The following is a 23,357-nucleotide window of genomic DNA, read 5'->3' as shown; positions in this document are numbered from 1 at the left end:
ATGGACGTGGCGCTCGAGCGGCGCATCCGCGAGCGCATCCGCGGCTTCGATGTCCCGGCGCTGCTGGACGTGCTGAGTGCGTCCGGCTACGGCGACGCGGAGATCGAATACCGCAGTCATCGCACCACCGTGTACCAGTCCCACCTGGTGCACGACATCCAGTTCATCCACCAGCCGCGCAAGCGCATCGTCATCACGGTGAACGTGGGACTGCTCAGCGCGCAATCCCCGCTGCCGTCCTTCATGATGCAGACGATGGATCAGCTCGATCATGATCGGCTCGAGCGCTTCATCGGCTTCTTCGATCACCAGTTGTTGCGTGAGTGCTTCGCCGGGCTGTACCCGGAGCGCGAGGGGGCCCTGCTGCCCGGGTGGCCGGAGGCGGCGAAGGACCGGTTGCGCCTGCTGCGCCCCACCTGTCAGAGCACCCTGCATTGGCTCTTCCGCAAGGTCTTCCCCGAGCCGGAGGTGTCGGTGCGCCGCGACGTGCGCCAGCAGAAGGTCGCCGCGCCCGAGATGCGGCTGGGCGCCAGCGCGCTCGGTGAGGGCGGGGCCATGGGTGGCTTCGCTTCCATCCCCACCGGTGGGATGGAGGTGAAGATCTTCTGCGACGAGCCCATCTGCAGCAGCGGCGTCCCCTGGGCCATCGAGGCCCGCCGCCGCCTCGAGACGGAGCTGCTGCCGCTGCTCTCCGAGACGGTGCTGATGCTCACCGTCATTCTCGTGCTGCGAGATCAAGAGGGTTTCCTGCGCATCGAGAATCAGAGCCATCTCGGCTACGATCCCCTACACGGCGCTCCAGTCGAGACCCGACACGTCCTCTTGTTTTCGGGAGACACGTCGCGTTCTTCGTCGCCTGGCAGCTCTTGACGCGGGGGGCACCTCCCTTGACCCTTGTAATCGCTTCTTTCTAAACTGTCGGACTAGAACGCAGTCGGCTGTGTCCTGCGGTGGTGGGGGAGTCGCAGGGGCTTCCAGAGGACGCAGATCGCTCGGTGTAAGGAGAAGCCGTGCCCATTCAGGACAAGCTGCCCAAGTCTCGCATCACGCTCGTCTATCGTACCAAGATCAACGGCCAGCAGGAGGACGTGAAGCTGCCCTTCCGCGTCGTGGTCCTGGGTGATTTCTCGCAGGGGAGCTCCAAGGATCGGCAGCTGGACCTGGAAGAGCGCACCATGCGCTCGGTCACCGGCTCCAACATCAACGAGCTGATGAAGGACATGGGGATGTCCATCTCGTTCGAGGTGGACGACAAGATCAGCGCGGACGGCGAGGGGAAGATGCAGATCGCGCTGCCCATCGATCGCATGAAGTCCTTCCACCCGGACGAGATCGTCCACCAGGTGCCCAAGCTCAAGGCCCTGCTGCTGCTGCGCAAGCTCCTGATGGAGATGCAGTCGGACATCGACAACCGCAAGGAGCTGCGGCGCACGCTCTACGAGCTGTTCTCCAACAAGGAGCAGCTGCAGAAGGTGCTCGAGAGCGACCAGCTCAAGAGCTACGCGTCCATGCGCCTGCCCAAGCAAGCCCTGCCGAAGTCCGATCAGCCCGCGCTCGCCGCTGGCACCTCGGCCGCCAAGGCCTGAGTTCTCCACGCACCCTTCTCCACGCCGAGGAACCTTCTTCCCATGGCCGTCGAAAAAAACTACCTGAATGAGCTGTTCAAGGTCCGCGGGCTCGACATGCCCACCAGCGCCCAGCCGATGATTGGCACCGGCCTGGTCCCTGTCTCCTTCAATGAGGTGCAGGTCCCGGGTGACGAGCGCTTCATGTCCTCCCTGGCGGCGCTGCTCTACAACGTCGAGCCCGTCCAGGACGAGGCGGGGCAGATCCGCTTCGACAAGGGCGAGGTGCTCAAGGCCGTCGCGCACATCGACGAGCTCATCGAGGGGCAGCTCAACGAGATCCTCCATCACGAGAAGTTCCAGCAGCTGGAGTCCGTCTGGCGCGGTCTCGAGGATCTCGTCAACAACACCAACTTCCAGGCCGACATCACCATCGACATCCTGGATGTGGCCAAGGACGAGCTGGCCGAGGACTTCGAGAAGAACTCGAGCAGCCTCTTCTCCAGCGCCCTGTTCGACAAGATCTACATCAAGGAGTACGACCAGTTCGGTGGCCGTCCCTACGGCGTCATGCTGGGTCTGTACGACTTCACCGCCTCGCGCTCGGACCTCACCTGGCTGGAGCGCATGGGCACGGTGGCCAACGCCGCGCACTGCCCGTTCATCGCCTCCGCCAGCCCCAAGTTCTTCGACTGCGACACCGTCGAGCAGCTCGAGTCGCTCAAGAACCTGGACGGCGTGCTGAGCCACCCGCGCTACAGCAAGTGGCACGAGCTGCGCGACAAGGAGGAGGCCGCCTACATCGGGCTGACGCTGCCGCGCTACGTGGTGCGCCTGCCGTGGGATCCCGAGCGCAACCCCTGCGACGTGCTCAACTTCAAGGAGCAGGCCCAGGGCGACTCGAAGAAGTACCTGTGGGGCAACACGGCCTATCTCATGGGCCGTAACCTGGTGAAGGCCTTCGAGCTGTCCGGCTGGTGCCAGTCCATCCGCGGCCCCAAGAGCGGCGGTCTCGTCACGGGCCTGCCGGTGGACAGCTTCACCATGCGCGGGCAGAACATGATCCAGGCGCCGGTGGAGATCGCCATCCCCGACTACCGGGAGTACGAGTTCGCCCGTAACGGCTTCATCCCCCTGGTGTACCGCAAGTCCACCGGCGAGGCGGCCTTCTTCAGCACCCAGTCCATCAAGCAGGCCAAGAAGTTCAAGGACCCCAAGGACTCGGAGAACGCGCAGCTCGTCACCAACCTGGCCTACACCTTCTCCATCACCCGGCTCGCCCACTACGTGAAGAGCATCCAGCGCGACAACATCGGCAGCACCGCCGATGCGGGCTACGTGCAGCGGCAGCTGGAGTCCTGGCTGACGGGGTACGTCACCACGGTGACGAACCCGGACGATGTGACGCTGCGGCGCTTCCCCTTCAAGGCGATCAACGTGCAAGTCGAAGCACGCGCCGGGGAGATTGGGTGGTATGATTGCAAGGTGGCCGTGCTGCCGCACATCCAGTTCGAGGGTCTCAACGTGGAGTTGATGTTGGAGTCGCGCCTGGGATGACCGGGTTTCCATCGTAGTCCCCATCCAAGAAAGAGGGAAAAATGTCTGGAACTACCTTTTCGCGTTCCCTGGACGTGTCTCAGGGCTTCAACTTCAGCAAGACCGAGCAGGCCTCGGTGGGCTTCGTCACCAAGCTGAAGCTGGGCGATGTCGAGCTGAACGCCGATCAGGCGAGCATCAAGGATCCGGAGCAGCCGGGGCAGAACATCGGCAGCAAGGTGGTTGGCGTGCTCAGCCACTACATGTGGGAGACGCGCACCACGGACTCCATGTACCTGTCGATGCAGGTCTCCGAGGCGAACAAGAACGAGCTCTCCGCGAAGCTGCTCTCCGACTGGACCAACATGGAGGTCGTGTTCAGCTACGTGATCTACGAGTACGACCCGAAGGCCAAGAAGTACTTCAAGTCCAACTGGAGCGAGCCCGAGCTCAAGGGCATCCTCGAGAAGAACGGGCGGTCGCTGAACCTGACGGTGGGCAACGAGCCGTCCTCCGAGGTGCAGTCTCCGGAGAACTTCACCCTCCAGGTCGGCATCAAGCCGCAGCCCGAGGAGCAGACGGTGCACCTGGCCACCGCCGCCGCCAAGAACGTCTCCAAGCTGTGGGGCATCACCAACGAGTAGTGCCGGGCGTCGCACCCCAGCCATTCTTCGAGCTCCTGGCAGCGGGGAAGCCCGCTGCGGGGGCAGTGCCGATGTGGGGCACACGTTGAACTCCCGCTCCGGGAGCAGCGGGTGCCCCTCATCGTCTCCGAGCAGTCAAGCGGATGCTGGAGCAGGTGTTTCACCCGTTCAGGGGCCAGACCCGGAACGTCGCCAGGCCGTGGGGGGCATCACCGGGACGCCCTCCTGGCTACTTCACACCAGGAATCGATGCCATGCAGCGCCACAAGCTCGCCAGGGTCCGGTGGCAGGTCGGCCAGACGATCCTTCCCGAGCACTTTCGCGCCCAGGACGAAGCCCTCTCGGCTGAGGCGAAGCTGCATGCCGAACTCTCCGGGCTGCCTCAGATCGGTATTGCTTCCCTGGCCTGGAGCGAGGCCCTCCTGGCGGAAGGCAGTCTCTCCATCTCGTCGTTGACCGCCGTCATGCCGGGAGGCTTCCTGGTGGACGTGCCGGGCAATGCGTCTCTCTCCTCCCTGTCGCTGGAGGCCACCGGCCGCGCGGAGGCCACCGTCTTCCTCCACCTGCTGGAGGACACGCGGGGCACCGAGGGCGTGCCGCTCTACGCGGATGAGCCGCCCAACGTGCAGCGCGTGCTGCGCCGGTTGCAGCTCTCCAGCGAGCAGTCCGTGGACCGGGCCCTCTCCTCCATGGAGCTGGTGGCCTTCTCCAAGGATCTCCGGGGCGCCTGGCGTCCCTCGTCCCGGAAGGTTCCGCCGTTGTTGCTGGTGGGTCCCAACCCCTTCCTCAACGAGCTGCTCTTCGAGCTGGACTCGTTGCTGGAGAAGGCCCATGGCCAGCTGCGCACGCTCCTGCTGGACAGCTACCAGCGCAGCGAGCGGCTCGCCAGCGCCCGCCGGACGCTGCTCGAGGTGCGGCGCCTTCAGGCCATGCGCGACGACATGCGCGTGGGCATCTGCCCCCACCCGTACCACTTCTTCGACGCCCTGCGCCGGTTCTACTTCGAGGTCTGCTGCTACCTGGAGCTGGAGCCCGCGGACTCCATGCCCACCTACAGCCATGACAACCTGGGCGAGGGGCTGTGGGGCTGGATGCAGCTGCTCAACCGCGCGTTCCGTCCCGAGGACACGCGGCTCACGTACAAGCCGTTCGATTGCCGGGAAGGGCAGTTCATCCTCACCCCCCTGCCCACGTTGGAGGAGGGGATGCAGAGCGAGATGTACCTGCTGGTGCGCAGCGAGGACCCCAGCCAGCCACCCAGCCTGGAGGGGGTGAAGGTGGCGAGCCCCTCCCGTCTGCCCGTGGTGCGCCGGATGGCGCTGCGCGGCATCCCCTTCCAGCACGTGCCGCACCCCGCCTTCCCCCACGCCTTCGGGCCGGAGATCTCCTGGTACAAGCTCACGCTCGGCGAGGAGTGGCAGTACGCCCTGCGCGACAACGGCATCGCCTTCTACGTCACCCCGGCGCTTCAGGGCACGCAGGTCTTCCTCTTCTGGCGCAGGGCTTGAGATGGCTCCCTCCTCCTTCCTCGACAAGTTCACCCCCGCGTGGCAGCGCTCGGGCTCCCAGAGCGAGCTGGCCCAGGTGCGGCAGAACCTGGAGGCCGTGCTCAACACCAAGGAGGGTTACGGCTACTTCGTCCAGGGCTTCGGGGTGGGCAACTACCTGGAGAAGCTCGGCACCCGGCAGTTGATGACCACCCTCAACGACGAGCTGCTGCACACCGTGGTGCGGTTCGAGCCGCGCCTGCGGGAGCCGGAGTTGAAGCTGCGCGGCCGGGACTCGGGGCTGTGGCTGCACTTCGTGCTCACCGGTGAGCTCAATGGCGAGCCCTGTTCGCTGCGTATCCTCTTCCACACCGTGAGCGGCCGCGTGCGGGTGGAAGAGGATGAGGAGGGATGATGGAGCGCACCTTCGACGAGCGGTTGACCGTGTTGCTCACCCTCACCATCGGGGGAAAGTCCCATAAGATCGTCGCCGGCAACATCAAACGCTTCGCACTGGACCTGTGGAGCTGGGGCCTGGAAGGCGAGGTGGAGTTCCTGCTGACGGACAACCAGGCTCGTGGTGGCAAGGAAAAGGACGCCCTGCTGGCGGACTTCCTCAAGCCGGACCTGGTCGAGGTGTCGCTCGAGGTGAAGGCCGTCCTCGCGGAGGCCTCGAGCCGGCCCTCCTATACCTCGCTGAAGGTCAAGGGCTTCGTCTCCGACAAGACGCTCGTCGAGGAGGTCATCCCCACCCAGGGCGCGAGCGATGTCATCCTCCACCGCCGTTATGGCATCCGCTTCCAGGACGCCGCGCGGCTGCTGTGGCGGCAGCACTACCCCTGTGCCCTCTACACCTCGAAGACGGTCCAGGACGTGCTGGACGCGCACAAGGGCGACAAGATCAGCCTCGCCTATGACTGGTCCGCGGGCCTGGGCACCACGCACCCCATCCTCTTCGTGGGGTTGGATCCCGCGGCGCCGGCCAGCTTCTACGACTGGGTGCTGTGGTACGTGCACGGCCACGCGGGCGTGTTCACCTACGACTACGCCACGCAGGGCTACAAGTTCGCGGGCGCCAAGGACGCCTCGGGCACGCCGCTGGAGCTGGAGAAGGACAACCTGGCGGGGTTGGAGATGGTGTTTCCCGAGATCATCCGCCACGACGTGACGGTGCTCAACGCCACGGCCGAGAGCCCCCAGACCCAGCCCGTGACGCAGAAGCAGGCCGTTGCCGGCATCCGCCAGGACGTGCTGCTGTGCACCCCCATCTCGGACGACGTGCAGGCCCGGGTGGAGCTGGAGACCGGGCGGCTGAAGTGGCGCGGCCCGGAGATGGATCTCGTCTGGCGCTCCTTCCCCGAGAAGGCCTTCGCCCCGGGCGCCCTGGTGAAGCTGCCGTCCAACGAGGCCTGGGGCGCCGCGGGCGTGGCGAAGGACCAGGTCCTCCGCGTCCGCGAGCTGCACCTGTCCGGCGAGGTGCTGGACGAGCAGGGCTCGGAAGAGGTGTACAACGATCCGGATGCGCTCTTCTCCTTCAGCATGAGCACCCGGCTGGAGCCCAAGGACGAGCCCCACGTGGATCTGCCCGCCTGGCAGCCTCCGGCCTGGCCCCGCTACGTGGAGGGCTTCATCGTCAGCGAGCAGGGCGCCGACAAGGACGAGACCTGGCAGGCCTATACCGACTCGAAGACGTCCCTGGACGGGTACAAGGTGAAGATCCCTCTCTTCGCCGATCAGATCATCCCCGCTCCCTTCAACCCCAATCTGCTGCCCGGCCACTTCTACTTTCCCGCCTACAAGGGCGAGCGGGTCCTGGTGGGGCTCGACTTCCAGCGCGCGTGGATCAAGCGCTTCCTGGACTGGCGCACCGGCGCGCGCATGCCGCAGGATGGGCAGGGCGTGCAGCTGCTGGTGGGCAAGACGCCCGAGAATGGCACCGCGATCAAGCATTTCTACACGGACGACAAGCCCGTGTTGCTCATGCAGCGCACCAGTGCCAAGGACACGCAGAAGATCCAACTAGACGAGGGCACGCTTCTCATCCAGGTGAAGGAAGAGAAGTCGTGAAGCCGCGGGGGCCTCGGCTCCCCACCAGGAAGGCGAGGAACCATGGGCAAGCTCGTCTGCACCGTTGAGCTGGACAAGGAGAAAGGCGTCACCGTAAAGGTGGAGAACGCCGATGATCAGATCACCCAGACGGTGGTGATGGACGGTACCAGCATCACCATCACCGTGAAGGGCTCCGAGGAGACGAGCACCTACGTCCAGAAGCAGGACAGCGTCACCATCACGTGCAAGGATTTCACCGTGGACGCCACTGGGACGCTCACCCTCAAGTCAGCGAAGGCCTCGAGCTGGGCGAGTCAGGACATCCTCAAGGTCGAGAGCACCAAGGACATGACCTTCACCTCCAGCGCGAAGCTCACCCAGAGCGCCACGCAGGACGCCGCGCTGTCCTCCAACGCCAAGGTGGCCATCGAGGCCGCCACCAACCTCGATCTCAAGGGCATGCAGACCAGCTTCACGGCCTCCGGCGGCGACAACAAGATCGAGGGCGTCAACCTGAAGATGTCCGGCAAGGCCCAGGCGGAGCTGGCCGCGCCCATGATCAAGGTGGCCGCCCAGGCCAAGCTCGGCCTCGAGTCCTCGGGCATGGCCGATCTCAAGGGCTCGATGACCTCCGTCGGCGGCTCGCTCGTGAAACTGGGATGATGAGGGCGCGGTGAGCGATTCGTCGGACCGGATCTACCTGGACTACCTCAACGAGCTGGATGCGCTCGAGCGCTTCCGGCAGCGTTTCCTGGGCTCGTACCCCACCGTGCCCATGGACCGGGAGGACCCGCACGTCCGGCGCCTCATCGAGTCCATGGCCTTCTTCTCGGTGCAGACGCGCCTGGCCACGCAGCACAACCTGCGCTCCACCTGGCTGCGGCTGTTCTCCTCCTTCTTCGACTTCCTGCTGCAGCCGCTGCCCGCGGTGGCCCTGGTGCAGGCGCTGCCGGCGGAGAAGATGACCGAGACGCTGTCGCTCCCGCGCGGCACCGAGCTGCGGCTGTCTCCCAGTCAGGGCGTCGCCGGCACCTTCCGCACCCGGCACCACCTGCGCATCCTCCCCATCTCCCAGGCGGGCACCGAGGTGGTGCGCCTGCCGGACGGACGCTGGCGCCTCATCCTCCGCTACGAGTCCAGCTTTCCGCGCAGGGATCCGGTGGGCCTCTTCAGCCTGCTCGTGCGCCACCTGGATGAGTTCCGCCCCTCGCTGGCCGTCTTCCACGCGCTGCGCCAGCACCTCACGCAGGTGGGCGTGGTGTACGACGCGCAGGCCAACGACTCCTCCCAGCCACTCCCGTGTGAGTTCTCCCTGGGCACCGCCCCCGCCGAGCTGGATGACGCGGGCGCCTACGCGCACCCGCTGCAGCGCGTGCGCGCCTTCTTCCAGATGCCGGATCAGGGCCTCTTCCTCCATGTCTCGGTGCCCTCGCACCGCAAGGAGTGGAGCCGCTTCAGCCTGTGCCTGGACCTGGACAGATCCTGGTCCGTGGGCCGCTCGACGTACCCGGACTTCCTCCACCCCTTCGTCGTGCCGGTGGAGAACCTCAAGGCCGAGCCCGCCCAGCCCATCACCACCGACGGCACCCGCTCCGAGCATCCCATTCGCGGCATGACCGCCGGGCGCGATCTGCAGCTGCACTCCGTCACCGGCGTGTACGTGCTGGACAAGTCGGGGCGCACGCCCATGCGTCCGGCCTTCCTCCCTGGCGAGGGGCCCAGCTACGAGCTGGACGAGTCGCTCGACGAGGAGCTGCGCGCGCGCCACAGCCTGCTGGTGCGCATGCCCGAGGCCTTCCTCGAGCCGCGCAAGCTGCTCGTCGAGGCGCTCTGGTACCAGCCCCAGTTCGTCTCCGAGGCCATCGGCCGCGTGAGCATCTCCACCCCGGGCCGGCACGTCGAGGGGTTGGGATGGCAATTGGTGGGCCGGCTCGAGGCGCACCGCGACAGCACGCTGCGCAGTGATGTGGCGGGTTTGACCCGGTTGCTGGCCTGGAAGGTCAAGTCCACGCTCGAGCGCAACGAGCTGGTCGCGTTGTTGAACTACCTCGGCACCCCCGCCGAGGAGCCCTTCCGCCGCGTCATCCCCTGGGTGCGCGAGCTCAAGGCCACCGTGGCCCCCGATGGGGCGCTGCGTGGATCAGGCCTGTTGCACATCTACGAGCTGCTGCTGGAGCCTTTCGAGCCTGGCGCCGAGCCCCTGGTCGCCTGCTTCCTCGAACAGGTGCAGCAGCTGCTGGAAGCATGGAATGGTGAGGCCTCCGTGGTGCTGCGTCCCACCGTGGCCGGGGCAGGGCCATTCCAGTTCAAGGTATCCTCATGAAACTCGAGCACTGGCAGAACATCCTCCGGACGCACCGGCAGGTCCGTTCGTTGTTGGATCAGTTCCTGCCCGCCGAGCCGGTCGCGGGGGGAGAGCGCACCCAGGTGCGGGTGGGCGCCATGGGCCTGGCCCAGCTCCAGCAGCTCCTCCTGGCCGATGTGGCGGGTCTCCAGAAGACCCTGGGCGGCACGTACCGCGACGAGGAGATCGACGAGGCGATGCGCCCCTTCGTCTACCTCGTGGATGAGCTGGTGCTGCGCCGGCTCGCGGACATGGAGCAGTCGGAGTGGCCCCTTTTGCAGTACAAACTGTACGGCATCGACTCGGGCGGTGACCGCTTCTACGAGCAGGCCGACGAGAAGCTGGTCCAGCGTGGGGCCTCGCCGCTCGTCTTCGAGCTGCTGCACTTCTGCCTCACCGCGGGCTTCGAGGGCCGCTACGCGGGCAACACGGCCCGGCTGCGCGAGTACAAGGAGCGCCTGGCCGCTCGCATCCCCACGCCCGAGGCCATGCCCGCTCTCCCGCCCGCCGTGTCCCAGCAGCCCCTCGTTCACGCCTTCCCGTGGCGTTATTACGCGGTGTCCGGATTCGTGGTGGTGACCGTCCCGGTGCTACTGTGGTGGCTATCGCGATGAGGGCCGAAGCGCAGATCATCAAGGACCTCCAGGGGGCTCGGACACAGTTGGGCCGCCTGGAGAAGCTCATCCAGTCCGAGCTGGGGGGACTGAGTGCGGGCGTGGAGCCCCTGCTGGGAGAGGTGCGCGCGGGCGTGGCGGCGCTGTTCCCGGAGCCCGGGGGCACGCGGCTGGCGCCCAAGGAGCACGAGGCCCGGCACGAGAAGCTCCTGCAGTCGCTGGATGAGCTGGAAGACGTGGTGGAGGCACTCCAATTGGCCGCGCGCTCTGGCCGCTCCAAGGCGGGCGCCGCCCGCGGGGGGAGATGAGCCGTGGGGCCGCAGCTGCTGAAGGTTGTGACGGCACAGGTGCCGGATCCGACGAAGGCATTGAGCGCGGGAGTCAAGACGCTCGATGGGGGCGCCAAGTCCGTCAAGGCGAGTGCGACGACGCTCGGCAAGCTCTGGGCGATGGTGAGCCCGTACATCGTCTGGATCCTGGCGATCGTCCTCGTGGCGTTCCTCGTGTACGCCACGGTGAAGTGGCTCGTGCCGTGGTGGCGCCGCCGGCGCGCGGGAGCTCCGGCCTCCAGCGGCCCGCCGCCCATGGACTCCAACCGGCTGCTGCGGGTGCGCCAGGCCTTCCTCTCCGGGCTGCCCTGGGCCAACCGCGCCGCCGTGGTGGATCTGCCCACCGTAGTGGTGCTCGGGCCCGCCGGTAGCGGCAAGACGGAGCTGATTGGCCTGGATGTGGACTGGCAGCGCCAGGCCCGCCAGTTCCTCCCCAGCTACACCGCGGACGCGCTGCTTCAGGTGTACCTGGGGCCCGACTGCGTGGTGCAGGAGGTGTCGGCCCCGCTGCTGGAGGATGAGTCGCTCGCGGCCCGTGGCGCCCTGCGCAAGATGTGGCGCAAGTGCTTCAGCCACCGGCAGAAGGGCCTGTCCGTCATCGCCCTGGACGTGCGCTGGCTGGCGGACACCCCGCCCGACGAGCAGCGCCGCATGGCCCAACTGCTGCGCGGCAAGCTCAACATCATGTCCGAGACGCGCGGGGCTCCGGTGGAGACCCGCCTGTGCCTGACGCACATGGACGGGCTGGAGGGCTTCGAGGACTTCGCCCGGCTGCTGAAGAAGCACGGCGTGCCGCTCTCCTTCGAGATCCCCAGGGAGGGACAGGAGGGCCAGCTGGCGTCGCTGCTGGAGGGGCAGGAGCAGTACCTGGCCCTGGGCCTCACCTCGCTGCCGGTGGACGACTTCGAGCGCCTGGAGCACTTCTACTCCCAGGGCGGACGCTCGTTCTCCGCGCTCGGACGCTTCGTCTCCGCGCTGCTGGAGGGCGACACGCTCTCCTACAAGCCCCGGCTCACCCGGGTGTACTTCTCCTCCCGCACGCCCGAGGCGCGCGCCAGCGACACCCTGTCGGTGTTCGTCGAGGAGAGCTCCACCCAGTCGCTGCGCCAGCACTACCTGCGCACCCACATGCACCGCGCCGCGCTGATCGCCGCGGTGGGCTGTCTGCCGGTGGTCGCCGCGTACACCCATTTCTACTCGCTGCTGGGTGAGGCGCAGGAGGAGTTGCAGCGCTTCGAGAATACGGTCACCGAGCTGCGCGAGCAGGGGCTGGAGGGCAGGGGAGAGGTCGTCGAGCAACAGGTGAACGAGGCGGCGGAAGCGCTGCTGCATCTCAACCAGGCCACGCGCTGGTGGCCGCCGCTCAGCACCAGCTTCCCGGATGAGATGCTGGATCTGCGTCAGCGGCTGGCCCGTGGCATCCGCGAGAGCCACCTGCGGCCCGCCCTCACGCAGTGCCGCAAGCGGCCCCAGGACTGCCGCCCCGAGCAGGTGCTCTACCTGCTGGCCACCCTGCACGCGTCCAGTGGGGACAGCCTGGGCACCTTCGTGAGCTCCAGCGTCCAGCCCCAGCACACGCGCCTGTTGCGCCAGCTTCGCGATGGCGAGGACGGCACCACGGCCTCCTCCAGCATGGAGAAGCGCCGCACGTGGATCTCCGCGCTGGATCTGCGCGAGCCCCTGGTGGCCACCTACGTCCTCGCCAGTGACGAGCCCTGGGAGCGCTCTCCGCCCTGCCGCCGCGGGGCCGTGCAGCTCTCCAACAACGCGGACGAGGACTGGTCCTGCTGGCCCTACACGCAGCGGCTGACGTTCGAGAGCCAGCTCAAGCCCTGGGTGGATCACTTCCTGTTCCTGCGGCAGACCCTGGAGTCCGGGCCCAAGGGGCTGGCGGATCTGGAGCTGCGCCGCGAGGAGCGCGAGCGGCTGCAGGCGCAGCTCGCGGACCTGGACGTCTATGTCGCGCTGCCCACCGTGCTCAACCTCTTCGATGCCTCGGCGGTGCAGGTCAACACGCGCCAGTTCGAGGGCATCGAGACCACCGTGCAGGTGCTCGACTGGCTGAGGACGAACCGGGACACGCTCGCCGCCGTGCTGCGCATGGAGGAAGAGGCCTACGCGGGCTTCCAGGCCGTGGAGAAGATGACGCCCTCCGAGCTGCTCACCCGCGATGGCCTCTGGCTGACGGGCGAGAACAAGGGCCCGTACCGCATCGAGCTGCTCCAGCAGTCCTTCGAGTTCCGCCCGCCCCAGCTCTCGCGGGATCTCCTGCAGGCCCTGCTCGACTCCTACGAGAAGAGCGGCCGGCTGTCGGTCGCCGCCCATGCCTCCGTGCGCGATGGGCAGATGGTGCTGACCCGGACGCCCTTCGAGGCGGATCTCAAGCCGCTGGTGGATGACTTCACCCAGCGCCTGAAGAACGCCCAGCTCCCGATGGAGGAGGCCGCCAAGCGCGAGGCCTACGTGCAGAAGCGGGTGAACATGTTCTCCCAGGGCTACCGCGACGGGCTCTTCCACACCATCCGCGGCTACCACTTCAACGTGCCGCGCAGGCAACTGATCGACTCGCTGGCCCGGCTCACCCAGCCCTCGTCGGAGCAGGTGGACATGCTGCGCGACGTGGCCACCCGGGCCAACCTCGAGCCGCTCGAGGGGCCGTACTACGAGCCGCTGCGCAATTCCGTGGCGCCCTTCCGGCCCATCGTCCAGCTCATGACGGCGGACAAGAGCGGCTTCTATGCCGCGCTCGCCCCGTACCAGGCGCTGGTGGCGCAGATGAACGACGAGCTGGACGCCGTGTCCAGGAAGCCCGGCCAGGACAAGGCCGCGGGCGGTGACAAGGCGGCGGCTGGTGCCGCGGCGGCCCCCGCCAAGGACAAGAAGGCCCCGGCCGGGGAGGGAGAGGGAGAGGGAGACGCGGCGCCGCAGGACGGCACCGCGGAGCTCGCGGACATGATCACCCCGCTGGAGAAGGTGGCCCTGTCCATGCTGCTCGAGGAGGAGGGCTCCTACCTGCGCAAGGCCCAGGAGTGGCTGGACACGCAGGGCATCACCGGCGAGCTGCGCCAGCCCTTCCTCGAGCCCTTCCTCCAGGTGCAGAAGCTGGGCAAGCAGGAGCTGGAGGCCACCCTGGCGCGCCAGTGGGAAGAGGCCACCGGGCGCATGCTGCGGCCCATGCTGGAGCGCTACCCCTTCAACCCCGATTCCAAGGAGGACGTGGATCCGGGCGAGCTGGAGGTGCTGCGCCGCAAGGACGGTGCCTTCTGGCACTTCGTGGACCAGATGTTCTCCCGCGTCGCCATGGAGCGGGGCACCCAGTGGTCCCTGCGCGGCCCCCTGCGCGAGAAGCTCACCATGCCGGACGAGCTGCTGCTGTCCCTCAGCCGCCTGTCCCGCCTGTCCAAGCTGCTGTGGGACGAGGAGGGCCGGCCCCGGCCGCTCATGTTGAAGGTGCAGCCCCAGCCCCTGCCCGCGCCGCCCATCACCGGCGTCTTCGTCACCATGTCCTCCCTCAAGTGTGGGAAGACGACCGCCTATGGCTTCAACCAGAGCCCCACCTGGCAGGAGTTCCCCTTGAGCTGGTGGGATCAGCAGGTGTCCTCCATCGTGCTGGAGATGCGCTCGCCCGCGCGCGACGCGCCCCAGTACCTGTCCTTGCCGTGGAACCGCTCGGCCTGGAGCTGCTTCCGCCTCTTCGAGGAGGCCACCCTCACCAGCGATCAGCGCCGCCAGTGGAGCCTCGCCCTGCAGGGCAACGGCGTGGGCAAGCGCGGGTTGGAGATCAGCTTCGGCCTCAAGGGAGACCCCTGGGTGCCTTTCCGGGAGGTGCCGCGATGAGCGCACGCATGTATCGGCTGACGGCCCTGGCGGCACTGGCCCTGCTCAGTGGCTGTGGGGCCAGCAGGATCAACCTCAACGTCAAGTCGCCTCCCGGTACCAACCTGGGCCGGCCCATGTACATGCTCGTCCGGCAGGTGGACCCCAAGCAGTACGCCAACGAGGCCTACTCCGAGGTGGCCTCCAAGGTGGGCGCCCCGGACAACACCGTGCTGCAGACGTCCGTCATCTATCCGGGCACCATCCAGCGCTTCCAGGTGAAGGCGCCGGCCGAGGGGGCGTTGGCCGTCTCCTTCCTCTTCACCGCGCCGGACGGCAACTGGCAGTTGCTGCTCAGCCCGCCGGTGACGAGCTCGGTGGACATCGAGCTGACCGTGAGCCGCATCCTCAGCGACTCCAGCCCTCCCGCGCTGCCTCAGGATCAGCAGGCCGCCGCGCCCGAGGCGAAGCCGCCCGAGGGCCCCAAGCTGCCGGAGCTGCCCAAGGAGATGCCCAAGCTGCCCGGCCTCCCCGGCGGCAAGTAGCTCAGGCGGCCAACGCGCGCACCTGGGCGTCGAGCCCGTCCATCAGCTTCTCCACCCAGGTGCGGGCCTGATTCAACGGCTCCTCGAAGAGGGTGGTCTCCGCCAGGGACTGCTCGATCTTGTCCATCGGCGCGAGCAGCTGCTCCCGGGCCGCGTCCACCCGGCCGGCCATGGCGTCGATCTGCTTCGCCGCCTCGTCCATCAGCGTCCCGGCCTGCGTCGTGAGGGGAGAGAGCAGCTGATCCACCCGCTGGGACAGCTCGGTCTCGATGCGCTCGCGGGCCTTGTGCACCTCGCCGAGCGCCTGCTCCACCGACGTCCGGGCCGTGTCGAGCCCTGTCTTCATCTGCTCGCGGGCCGCCGCCACCTGCTGCTCGACCGCCTCGCCCACCTTCTTCATCTGCGCGGCGGCTTGTGTCACTCCCGCCTCGAGGTTGTCCTGGAGGAGCGTGAGCTTCTCCTTCACCTGCGTCTTCAGCTCCTCCACGCGCGCGGAGACCTTCTCCACCATCGCCTCCACCTGCTTCACCACCTGATCCCGGGCGGTGGCGATCTGCGCCGTCACCTGCACCACGAGCTGCTCCACCTGCGTGACGGCCTGATCGATGGTGCTCCGCACCGACTCCAGCAGGGTGCTGATCTGCTGCACGAGCTGATCCTGCAGGGCCTGCACCTGTGTGACGGCCTGCGTCTGGAGCTGCTCCACCTGGGTGATGAGCTGATCCTGCAGCGTCGTGATCTGCTGCCCCACCTGGTTGGAGATGGTCGTGAGCTGGGTGGAGATCTGTGACACCACCTTGCCAATGGCCTGCATGGCCGGGTCCACCAGCGGCTTGGGCAGATCCGAGGCGGGGATGGCCTCCAGCATCTGCACGGCCTTGGCCAGCACGGACTCCAGCGTGCCCACCAGCGTCTTGTAGAGCGTCTGCAACTGCTCGAGCTTCTCGGGCAGCAGGGCGAAGAGCGCCGACAGCTGCTTCTCCAGCTGGGCGATGGTCTCCATCAGCTGATCCAACACCGAGAAGGCGGTGTCGATCGTCTGCTGCACGGGCTTCTGGATGGACTCGAAGGTGGCGAGCGCCGTTTGCATCAAGGTGTCGATGGCCTGGCTGCCCTGGGTGATGAGCGTGTCGATCTGCTGCTGGATCTGCTCGATGAACTGCTCCACGGCCTTGATGCCGTTGGCCAGTTGTTGCACCTGGTCGGCCAGGGCCTTCTCGAGGGTGTCGAGCACCTGGTTGAGCTGATCCCTCCCGGTCGCGAGGGTGCCGCCGACAGTGGTTTCCAGCACCTGGAGGAGCTGATCGGCCGTCTCGGTGGCGCTCTTCATCGTGGTGCGGACCGGCTCCAGTCCCGCGCGCACCTGCCCGATGAGCCGCCGGGCCTCTTCCTTCGAGGACTCGCTCGTCGCGTGCACCGTGTCGTGCAGCCGTTGCAGGGCCGTGGAGGGCTGGGCGATCACCGTGTCGATGGCCTTGTCGAGCCGCTCGGCCTCCTGGCCCACCAGCTTGCGGACCTGCACGGCCGGGGCGAGCACCAGCGTCGTCACGCTCTCCAGCTTCGTGGCCACGCCCTTCAGCTCCTCGCTCACGCGGGTGCGGACCTTGTCGAACTCCTCCTGGAGCTGTTTCTCGCGGGCCTCGAGCTCCTTGATCGGCTTCTCCAGCTCCTGCTCCGCCTGGGTGCGCAGCTTCTGGTAGTCCTCCTGGAGCTGCTTCTCGCGCTCCTCGAGCTTCTTCGTCTGCTGCTGCACCTGATCGCGCAGCTTCTGGATCTGCTCCTGGAGCTGCTTCTCGCGGGCATCCAGCTGCGCGGTGGCCTTCTTCACCTGCTCATCCACCTGCGCGCGCAGCTTCTGGAGCTCCTCCTGGATCTGCTTCTCGCGGGCCTCCAGCCGCGCGGCCGCGCCCGGATCCGTCTGCGGCGCCTGGGCCCGCAGCTTCTGGAGCTCCTCCTGGAGCTTCTTCTCCTGGGCGTCGAGCCCGGCGGTGAGCTTCTTCACCTCCTGCTCGGCCACGGCCCGCAGCTTCTGGAGCTCCTCCTGGAGTCTCTTCTCCTGGGCCTCGAGCTCGGCGGTGATCTTCTTCACCTCCGCTTCCACCTGGTCGCGCAGCTTTTGGTACTCGCCCTCGAGCTGCTTCAAGCGCTCGTCGAGCTTCGCCTCGAGGGCGTCCTTGCGCTTCTTCAGCGTGGCGAGCAGCTCGGTGGAGAGGGACTGGCAGCGCGTCACCACGTCCTGCCCCAGCGAGTCGAGCTGCTGCACGAAGGACTGCTCCTTGTCCTTCACCGTGTTCTCCAGCGCCTGGAAACGGGAGGAGACCGCGGGCTCGATGGCCTTCACGGAGCCGCGCACCCGGCCTCCGGAGGACTCGAGCTTCTCGCGCAGGGCGAGCACGTCATCCGCCGCCTTGTCGAACCTGGACCACAGGGCCTTCACTCAGGGCTCCATCTGCGCCAGCTCGGCGTCCAGTGCATCGATCTGAGTCGAGAGCTCGCCACCGAACGCCTCCACCTCGGGACGCAGCGAGCCGATGGCCGCTTCCACCTTGCCCGTGAGGGCCTCGACCTCCGTGCGGATCGGCTCCAGGCGGGCCACCACGCCCGTGCTGAAGGACTCCAGCTCTCCGCGAAGCTCCGCTACCTTGCCGATCAGTTGCTTCATGGGTCCGCTCCGTCCCCCGGATCCTTGCTCACCGCAGCTTCTCGAGGGCAGCCTTGGCCTGCTCCGCCGCGCTCCCCAACTCGCTCACACCCTGGGACAGCCGGGAGGTGGCTCCCTGCAGCCCGCTCTTCGCCTCGGCCACCTTGGCGCCCACCTCCGTGCGCGCCCCGGTGAGCGCCGCCTTGGCCTCGGCCTGGGCACTCTTCATCTTCGCACGCACCGAGGTCATCGCGCCCTGGTAGGCGGCGGACGTCTCGCCGATGGCCCCTCCCACCGCCGTCGTGAGGTCCCCCTTGGCGGCCTCCACCTGAGGGGAGACATCGTAGGTGGGGGTGGGGGCCGCGCCGCTCTGCGACTCCTTCACCTGGATGAAGAGGTTGCCCTCCTTCATGCGAATGACCTGGGTGTCGCCCCCATTGGTGCGGAGCATGCGCCACACCGGCTTGTCTTCCTGGAAGTCGTGGGTGAAGGCCGTCTGGCTCGACTTGTTCCAGCCCAGGAGGATCTGATCGCCCTGTCCGTCCTGGGGCGTACGCACGCCTTCCTTCCAGTCGAGGAAGCGATCGAACTCGGCATGCGCGAAGTGCAGCGCCACCAGCACCCGCGTGTTCTTGTACGGCGGGAAGAAGAACTGGCCCGGGAAGTGGATGGGCTCGGCGGGCACGCTCACCGTCTGGTTCCACAGCGGCACCGTCATCCGGAACCAGGCCAGTGATGTCTTCTCGTCCTCGACGATGAGGTAGCGCCTGTCCTGGGGCTCGCCGCCGGGGCTGTGCACCAGGGCCTCCACGTGGATGGGGTAGTGCGGCGCGCGGAAGGCGGGCAGGGTGACCAGCGGCTCCGAGGCGGACTCCAGCCGCGCCGACATCGTCATCTGGTACTGGGCCTGGAGCGTCTGCTGGTTGTCGTGCTGGCCCTCGCTCGTGGCATGGGCCTCCAGCTCCAGCTCCAGCACCCGGTGGTCCTCGTCGAGCCCCGTCATCGTCGCGGGCCACAGCGGGCCCTCCATGCGCACCAGCGCGCCGGGATGGACGGGCACCGAGGGGAAGTCCTTGAAGGACAGGTGCAGCTGACGCTGGCGCACCTGCAGGCGGGTCTTCTCCAGCTTCTGCCGCTGCTCGACCTGGGAGGTGATGGGGTTGCGCAGCATCACGTCATGGGACACGCCCGTGATGGCCTGCGGCTGCTCGATGGGCGTGGTGGTGGGCCCGTTGGCCAGGGCGTTGAGCACGCGGGTGCCGTGGCGGATGGGCGGCGGCAGCTTCGTCTCCACGTGCGCCACCTGGTGCCGGTCGAGCGGAGCCGCCGTGCCCGAGGGCTTGCTGTCGGCCAGCAGGTACTCGCTCTTCTGGGTGTCGTAGGCGAAGACGCCGTGGTGCGCGTGCACGTACCAGAGGACGAAGTCGTAGAAGCTCACCCCGGGGGCATCCGCGCCCACCGCGAGGCACAGCATCTCCTGCTTCTGCCGCAGCGCCGCCCAGTCGTAGGAGAGCTGGAGGCTGGCCTTGTGGGCCTCGAGCACCTCCTGCATGGACATGTCCGTGTGCAGCTCCACGGGGCGGTGCTGGCGCCAGAGCACCTGGGCGGCGTCGGCGAACTCGAAGGTGTAGCGGCGGAAGACGCGCTCGGACTTCTTGTCCTTGCCATGGGGCTCGGCGATGAGCCGGCGGCTGCGGGCGAGGCCCTGCACCACGAGCGGCGCGGGCGGCGTGTCGAGCGCGTGATCCACCGCGGCCACGGCCAGCCGCACCTGGACGAGGTCCGGCTTCTGGAAGGCGGTGAAGAGCGGCGCGTCCTTCTTCTCCATCGAGGTCCAGAAGGTGACCGAGGCGGTGAAGCCATGGCTGGCCAGGCGCACGGCGAGGTGCGTGAGCTGGCCCCCGGGGATGGAGAACGACTTGCCGCCGATGGTGAGCGTCAGCTCGGGCTTGAGCTCCTCCTGGAATGCCGTCCTCACCGGGTGGTCTCCTCCCCTCGAGCAGGGTGCCTGGGCCCATCATCGCACATCCCCGCCACATCCGTCAGGACCTCACCGAGGGCCTGCCCTGGGCGGGCTGAGCCCCGGGTCCGACTCAGCCGCGCAGCGGCAGGGTGAACTCGAGCTGCACGTGCGTGCCCGCGAGCTCGGGCCGTAGCGCGGCGAATACCTGGACGGCGCGCCCGCCGTTCCCCGCGGGCACCACCTTCCCCTGGAGCTGACAGGCCCGCCCGGCACCTCCCGTGGGGAGGAACGCCTCGGCGGCCCGGGTGAAGACGGCGGACACCGCGTCCTGGTTGGCGCCCGCGGGGAGACGCTCGGCGATCTCCTCGGCGAGGCGGACGATGCGGCCGGTGAGCAGTTGAGCGGGCAGCGGCGTGGCATCCCGGCCGCCGTACACGGTGGGCGCCGCCGCCAGCAGCACGGCGTTCGAGTCCCACCAACCTCCCACTCCCCCCACGCCCCGCGCGGCCAGTTGCTGCTGTTCCCGCAGGGAGAGGCCCACCTCGGTCGCCACCGGCGAGCGTCCTCCGGGCCGCCACACGGCGGGGGCCCGCGTCCCGCTGCCCGGTCCCACCAGCCGGCCGAAGGTGCGCGTGTCTCGGAAGCTCGCAGCCAGCAGGGCCGCCAGGGCGAGCGCGGGGCTGGTGAAGCATTCGCGCCGCACCTCCCCGTGCTGCTCGGCCATCATCACCACGGGATTCTGGGCGGCGCACAGCCAGCGGGAGGTTTCGTCCGCGCGCAGCCGGTTCCACGCCTCCGACGCGGGTGCCTCGCGGACCGCCACCACCATGGGCAGACAGGCCTGCTCTCCCAGCGCCGCGAGACGATGCAGGGTCTCCACGTCGTCGAGGGTGTCCAGGAGGAAGCACGCATCGGGGCGCTGAAGGGCGGGCACGTCGATGCACCGCGTGAGCGCGTCCACCACCTGGTGGGGCTCCACGTCGAGCACCTCGATGTCCATGCCCGAGGAAGTGGGGCAGTGCGCCCACAGCCAGTGCAGCCCGCGCCAGGCGGACTCCAGCCGCGCCACCCGGGGGTGCTGGAGGATGTCCCGCGCGGTGCCGAAGAGGGCCTCCTCGATGACGGCGAGCGCGGCGTCGCGGGCCTCCTGGGGCGAGTCCGTGTTCCGGAGGGCCTCGGCCAGCGCGGAGGACAGCAGGCCCGGGCCCAGGCCCTGCTCGAGGCGGGCGGCGTCCTGGGGACCCAGGCCCCTGGCGTTGGAGAGCGCCTCGCGGACGGCGTGCAGGGTGCGCAGATCCGGCAGGGCGTCGATGACGGCGGAGAGCTGGAAGGCCTCCAGCCCGTCGAAGGTGAGGGTATGGGAGCACGCGTCGCCGGAGCCGAGGCGATCCCGGATCGTGACGCTCAACCCGCTCCCGGCGTGTCCGAGCTGCTCGGTGAAGGAGGCCTCGGTGAGGAGGAACCGGCGGCCCGAAGGGGAGGGGAGGAACGCCCCGGCGACGAGCCAGCGCACACGTACAGGGGTTGCGTCCATGAGACCTCCGCTACGCGCTCGCCCGCTCACTCCGCTGCTCGGGGACGAGGGGCAGCTCCAGCGTGAACGTGGCCCCCTGGCCCGGTCCAGGGCTGTTCGCCCTCAGCGAGCCCCCCAGCTCCTGGGCCGCCAGGGCACTGGAGTGCAGGCCGAAGCCGTGCCCCTCGCTTCGGGTGGTGAAGCCATATTGGAAGATGCGCGTGAGCATCTCCGGCGCGATGCCCACGCCATTGTCCCGCACCTCGATGTGGATCCGCCCGGGTGTCGAGCTCGCCAGGCTCACCGTCAGGAGCCGCTGCGCCGGGGGCACCGGGTCCATGGCGTACTTGGCGTTGCTGATCAGGTTCACCAGGATCATCAACACCTTGTGCTTCTCGGTCTCCACGGGAGGCACCTCCGCCAGGTGGCGCTCCACCTGGACGGAGTGGCGGCCGAGCGCGGCCTGGTTGATGCGCAGGGCGTCCTCCACCAGCTCCCCCAGCTGCACCGGCTCGAACATCTGCTGGGGCGTCCGGGCGTAGCGCTGCTGCAGCTTGACGATGGCGCCAATGTGCTCGGTGTGCCGGCTGATGTCGCCCAGCAGCGTCTGGAGCTCCTGGCGCTCCTCCTCCATGTGCTTGCCCAGCCGGATGAGGAAGGGAAGCGTGTTCTTCCCGCGCTCGTCCTGGGTGAGGAAGGCGGAGAGATCGGAGCGGTGAGACTCGAGCAGCTCCGACAGCTTCTGCAAGCTCTCGAGCTTCAGCGAGGCCAGCCGCTCCCGGGCCAGCAGCGTCGAGGTGAGGACGCTGTTGAGCACGTTGCCCACGTTGTGCAGCACGTTGGTGGCGATCTCCGCCCGGCCCACCTGCCGCGCGGTCTCCACCAGTTGCCGGTGCACGTCCTGGAGCTCCCGGGTGCGCTCGTCCACCCGCTGCTCCAGTCCCTCGTTGGCCTGGCGCAGTGCCTCCTCGCGCCGGTGGATCTCCCCGGCCATCCGTTGGAAGGCGTTCGCCAGCTGTCCCAGCTCGTCGCCGCGCGTGGTCTCCAGCTGGACATCGAAGTCACCGGCCTCCAGCCGGGCGGTGGCCCGGGTGAAGCCGAGCAGCGGGCGGGTGATCTGCTGCTTCAGCACCCAGTACATGATGGCCAGCTCCAGCAGCAGCGACGCCACGCCGAACCCCAGGACGTAGCGTGCCGCCTGGAACGCGCCCGCGGACACCACCTGCTCGGACAGCACCGTGACCATGAACCACTCCGGGCCCTTCAGCCGGTCCACGGCGAGCAGCTCGTCGTACTTCGGGAACTCCAGCACGGACTGGTCCCGAGGATGTTTCTTCACCCCCTCGAAGATGGCGTGCAGGTGGGCCCGCTGTCCCGGGGTGCCCACGTACGCCGCGGCGTCCTCCGGAGTCCCGGTGTTCTTCTGGATGTCGTAGACGCCCTCTCCGCTCCTCATCTTCATCTCGGGGTGGGCGATGAGCTGGCCATCGTCGCGGAAGAGGATGTTGTAGGCCCCGGGCATGTGGTTGTTGATGGTGCGGGCCATCAGATCGTTGAGGAGCAGATCATGGGTGATGGTCGCCACGTGGCGGCCGTCCACGTCCAGCGGGGTGGCGAGCGTGACCATCCAGGTCTGGGTGGGGGGATCCTCGTAGATGCTCGTCCAGGCGGACACCCGCCGCGGGTTGTTCTCAGGCAACCCGAGCGTGTAGTACTCGAAGTCCTTGAGCGAGAAGGTGGCGTCGAGGTCCTGGAAGTAGTTGGCCCCCTCCGGCCAGTACCCCGCGATGGCTCCCTCCGTCAGGATGACGCCCGTGGTGGAGAAGCGGACGTGGAAGGCGGGGGCGTACTCGGCCGTCACCTCGTAGGCGGCCACGAGCCGGCGGCGGAAGTCGGCATCCACCTTCACGCCCGGGGGCACGAAGACGCCCGGCATCCGCGTGCCATCGAAGCGCTCGGGGCGGTTGCGGATCGTCCCATCGGGGCGGAGGGCGAACAGGCTGGCGAACCGGGTGTCCACCTCCTCCTGACTCAGGGTCTGGAGCCGCTCCGCCAGGGCCTTCTTCATGGCGGCGTGGTTGTCCTCCGCCAGCACGAAGAGGGCCTGCTCCCGTTGGCTGCGCTCCGTGACGTTGCGCTTCAACTGCGCGAGGGCTTCCTCGCGCAGGGTGTAGAAGATGTGGAGATAGCTGAAGAAGGTGGTCAGCGCGATGATCACCGCGATGCGCACCCCCATGCTGATGAGCGTCGAGCGGGCCAGGGAGGACCGGGCGGGGAGGAGGGACTCGTGCTGTCTGGCCATGGGGGTGCT

18 protein-coding genes are annotated in these 23,357 nt (G+C 67.9%); 13 read left to right on the top strand and 5 right to left on the bottom strand.

What is annotated here, in order from left to right; genetic code table 11:
* From Q664_RS44485 to Q664_RS44425, 13 genes are all read left to right on the top strand, one after another.
* A complete protein-coding gene (locus Q664_RS44485) occupies positions 1-870 on the top strand; it encodes a hypothetical protein (RefSeq protein ID WP_043411159.1) in 870 nt (289 codons plus the stop codon).
* Positions 871-1,010: 140 nt separating this feature from the next.
* Positions 1,011-1,586 carry a type VI secretion system contractile sheath small subunit gene (gene tssB, locus Q664_RS44480; RefSeq protein ID WP_043411157.1) on the top strand — a complete coding sequence of 192 codons (576 nt, stop codon included), beginning with the start codon at positions 1,011-1,013 and terminating at the stop codon, positions 1,584-1,586.
* Positions 1,587-1,628: 42 nt separating this feature from the next.
* Positions 1,629-3,122 (top strand): type VI secretion system contractile sheath large subunit, encoded by a 1,494-nt coding sequence (gene tssC / locus Q664_RS44475; protein WP_043411153.1) that lies wholly within the window; start codon positions 1,629-1,631, stop codon positions 3,120-3,122.
* Positions 3,123-3,196: 74 nt separating this feature from the next.
* Positions 3,197-3,745 carry a hypothetical protein gene (locus tag Q664_RS44470; protein WP_235217123.1) on the top strand — a complete coding sequence of 183 codons (549 nt, stop codon included), beginning with the start codon at positions 3,197-3,199 and terminating at the stop codon, positions 3,743-3,745.
* Between the two features lie 254 nt (positions 3,746-3,999).
* The gene (tssK, locus tag Q664_RS44465) at positions 4,000-5,253 is read left to right on the top strand and encodes a type VI secretion system baseplate subunit TssK (protein WP_043411148.1); all 1,254 of its coding nucleotides are present in this window, start codon (positions 4,000-4,002) and stop codon (positions 5,251-5,253) included.
* A 1-nt stretch (position 5,254) separates the two neighbouring features.
* Complete coding sequence (locus Q664_RS44460) at positions 5,255-5,647, top strand: GPW/gp25 family protein (protein WP_043411144.1); 393 nt, start codon at positions 5,255-5,257, stop codon at positions 5,645-5,647.
* A complete protein-coding gene (locus tag Q664_RS44455) occupies positions 5,644-7,299 on the top strand; it encodes a hypothetical protein (protein WP_235217122.1) in 1,656 nt (551 codons plus the stop codon). The genes Q664_RS44460 and Q664_RS44455 overlap by 4 nt, the downstream gene beginning before the upstream one ends.
* A 42-nt stretch (positions 7,300-7,341) precedes the next feature.
* Positions 7,342-7,944: a hypothetical protein gene (locus Q664_RS44450; RefSeq protein ID WP_043411139.1), complete on the top strand. Its 603-nt coding sequence runs from the start codon at positions 7,342-7,344 to the stop codon at positions 7,942-7,944.
* Positions 7,945-7,954: 10 nt separating this feature from the next.
* Entirely contained in the window at positions 7,955-9,604 is a 1,650-nt protein-coding gene (locus Q664_RS44445; protein WP_043411136.1) for a type VI secretion system baseplate subunit TssF, read from the top strand.
* Positions 9,601-10,239 (top strand): DotU family type IV/VI secretion system protein, encoded by a 639-nt coding sequence (locus tag Q664_RS44440; protein ID WP_043411134.1) that lies wholly within the window; start codon positions 9,601-9,603, stop codon positions 10,237-10,239. Before Q664_RS44445 ends, Q664_RS44440 begins: the two co-directional genes overlap by 4 nt.
* Positions 10,236-10,547, top strand: a complete 312-nt coding sequence (locus tag Q664_RS44435; RefSeq protein WP_043411132.1) for a hypothetical protein — start codon at positions 10,236-10,238, stop codon at positions 10,545-10,547. Before Q664_RS44440 ends, Q664_RS44435 begins: the two co-directional genes overlap by 4 nt.
* Positions 10,548-10,550: 3 nt before the next feature.
* Positions 10,551-14,405, top strand: coding sequence for a type VI secretion protein IcmF/TssM N-terminal domain-containing protein (locus Q664_RS44430; protein ID WP_043411130.1), 3,855 nt, complete (start codon positions 10,551-10,553; stop codon positions 14,403-14,405).
* Positions 14,402-14,929, top strand: a complete 528-nt coding sequence (locus Q664_RS44425; protein ID WP_235217121.1) for a hypothetical protein — start codon at positions 14,402-14,404, stop codon at positions 14,927-14,929. The genes Q664_RS44430 and Q664_RS44425 overlap by 4 nt, the downstream gene beginning before the upstream one ends.
* Position 14,930: 1 nt before the next feature.
* Here Q664_RS44425 and Q664_RS44420 read toward each other — a convergent pair whose 3' ends face one another.
* From Q664_RS44420 to Q664_RS44400, 5 genes are all read right to left on the bottom strand, one after another.
* Positions 14,931-17,366, bottom strand: coding sequence for an apolipoprotein A-IV repeat region-like domain-containing protein (locus tag Q664_RS44420; RefSeq protein WP_043411128.1), 2,436 nt, complete (start codon positions 17,364-17,366; stop codon positions 14,931-14,933).
* Positions 17,367-17,591, bottom strand: a complete 225-nt coding sequence (locus Q664_RS44415) for a hypothetical protein (RefSeq protein ID WP_043411126.1) — start codon at positions 17,589-17,591, stop codon at positions 17,367-17,369.
* Positions 17,592-17,619: 28 nt separating this feature from the next.
* On the bottom strand, positions 17,620-19,548 hold the full coding sequence (locus Q664_RS44410) for a hypothetical protein (protein ID WP_043411123.1): 1,929 nt from the start codon (positions 19,546-19,548) through the stop codon (positions 17,620-17,622).
* Positions 19,549-19,663: 115 nt separating this feature from the next.
* Positions 19,664-21,067, bottom strand: coding sequence for a type VI secretion system contractile sheath domain-containing protein (locus Q664_RS44405; protein WP_043411121.1), 1,404 nt, complete (start codon positions 21,065-21,067; stop codon positions 19,664-19,666).
* Positions 21,068-21,077: 10 nt separating this feature from the next.
* Entirely contained in the window at positions 21,078-23,348 is a 2,271-nt protein-coding gene (locus tag Q664_RS44400) for a sensor histidine kinase (RefSeq protein ID WP_084610882.1), read from the bottom strand.
* Positions 23,349-23,357 lie beyond the last annotated feature (9 nt).

The organism is Archangium violaceum Cb vi76 (assembly GCF_000733295.1).
GTDB lineage: Bacteria > Myxococcota > Myxococcia > Myxococcales > Myxococcaceae > Archangium > Archangium violaceum.
Note: the sequence above shows the minus strand (reverse complement) of the source record. Positions and strands in the feature narration are given on the sequence as shown.

Bases quoted from the DNA above. Each gene is read 5' to 3' on its own strand.
- Q664_RS44400 (WP_084610882.1), bottom strand. From the start codon at position 23,348: ATGGCCAGACAGCACGAGTCCCTCCTCCCCGCCCGGTCCTCCCTGGCC.
- Q664_RS44450 (WP_043411139.1), top strand. From the start codon at position 7,342: ATGGGCAAGCTCGTCTGCACCGTTGAGCTGGACAAGGAGAAAGGCGTC.
- Q664_RS44440 (WP_043411134.1), top strand. From the start codon at position 9,601: ATGAAACTCGAGCACTGGCAGAACATCCTCCGGACGCACCGGCAGGTC.
- Q664_RS44435 (WP_043411132.1), top strand. From the start codon at position 10,236: ATGAGGGCCGAAGCGCAGATCATCAAGGACCTCCAGGGGGCTCGGACA.
- Q664_RS44455 (WP_235217122.1), top strand. From the start codon at position 5,644: ATGATGGAGCGCACCTTCGACGAGCGGTTGACCGTGTTGCTCACCCTC.
- tssK (WP_043411148.1), top strand. From the start codon at position 4,000: ATGCAGCGCCACAAGCTCGCCAGGGTCCGGTGGCAGGTCGGCCAGACG.
- Q664_RS44485 (WP_043411159.1), top strand. From the start codon at position 1: ATGGACGTGGCGCTCGAGCGGCGCATCCGCGAGCGCATCCGCGGCTTC.
- Q664_RS44425 (WP_235217121.1), top strand. From the start codon at position 14,402: ATGAGCGCACGCATGTATCGGCTGACGGCCCTGGCGGCACTGGCCCTG.
- Q664_RS44415 (WP_043411126.1), bottom strand. From the start codon at position 17,591: ATGAAGCAACTGATCGGCAAGGTAGCGGAGCTTCGCGGAGAGCTGGAG.
- tssC (WP_043411153.1), top strand. From the start codon at position 1,629: ATGGCCGTCGAAAAAAACTACCTGAATGAGCTGTTCAAGGTCCGCGGG.
- Q664_RS44460 (WP_043411144.1), top strand. From the start codon at position 5,255: ATGGCTCCCTCCTCCTTCCTCGACAAGTTCACCCCCGCGTGGCAGCGC.
- Q664_RS44405 (WP_043411121.1), bottom strand. From the start codon at position 21,067: ATGGACGCAACCCCTGTACGTGTGCGCTGGCTCGTCGCCGGGGCGTTC.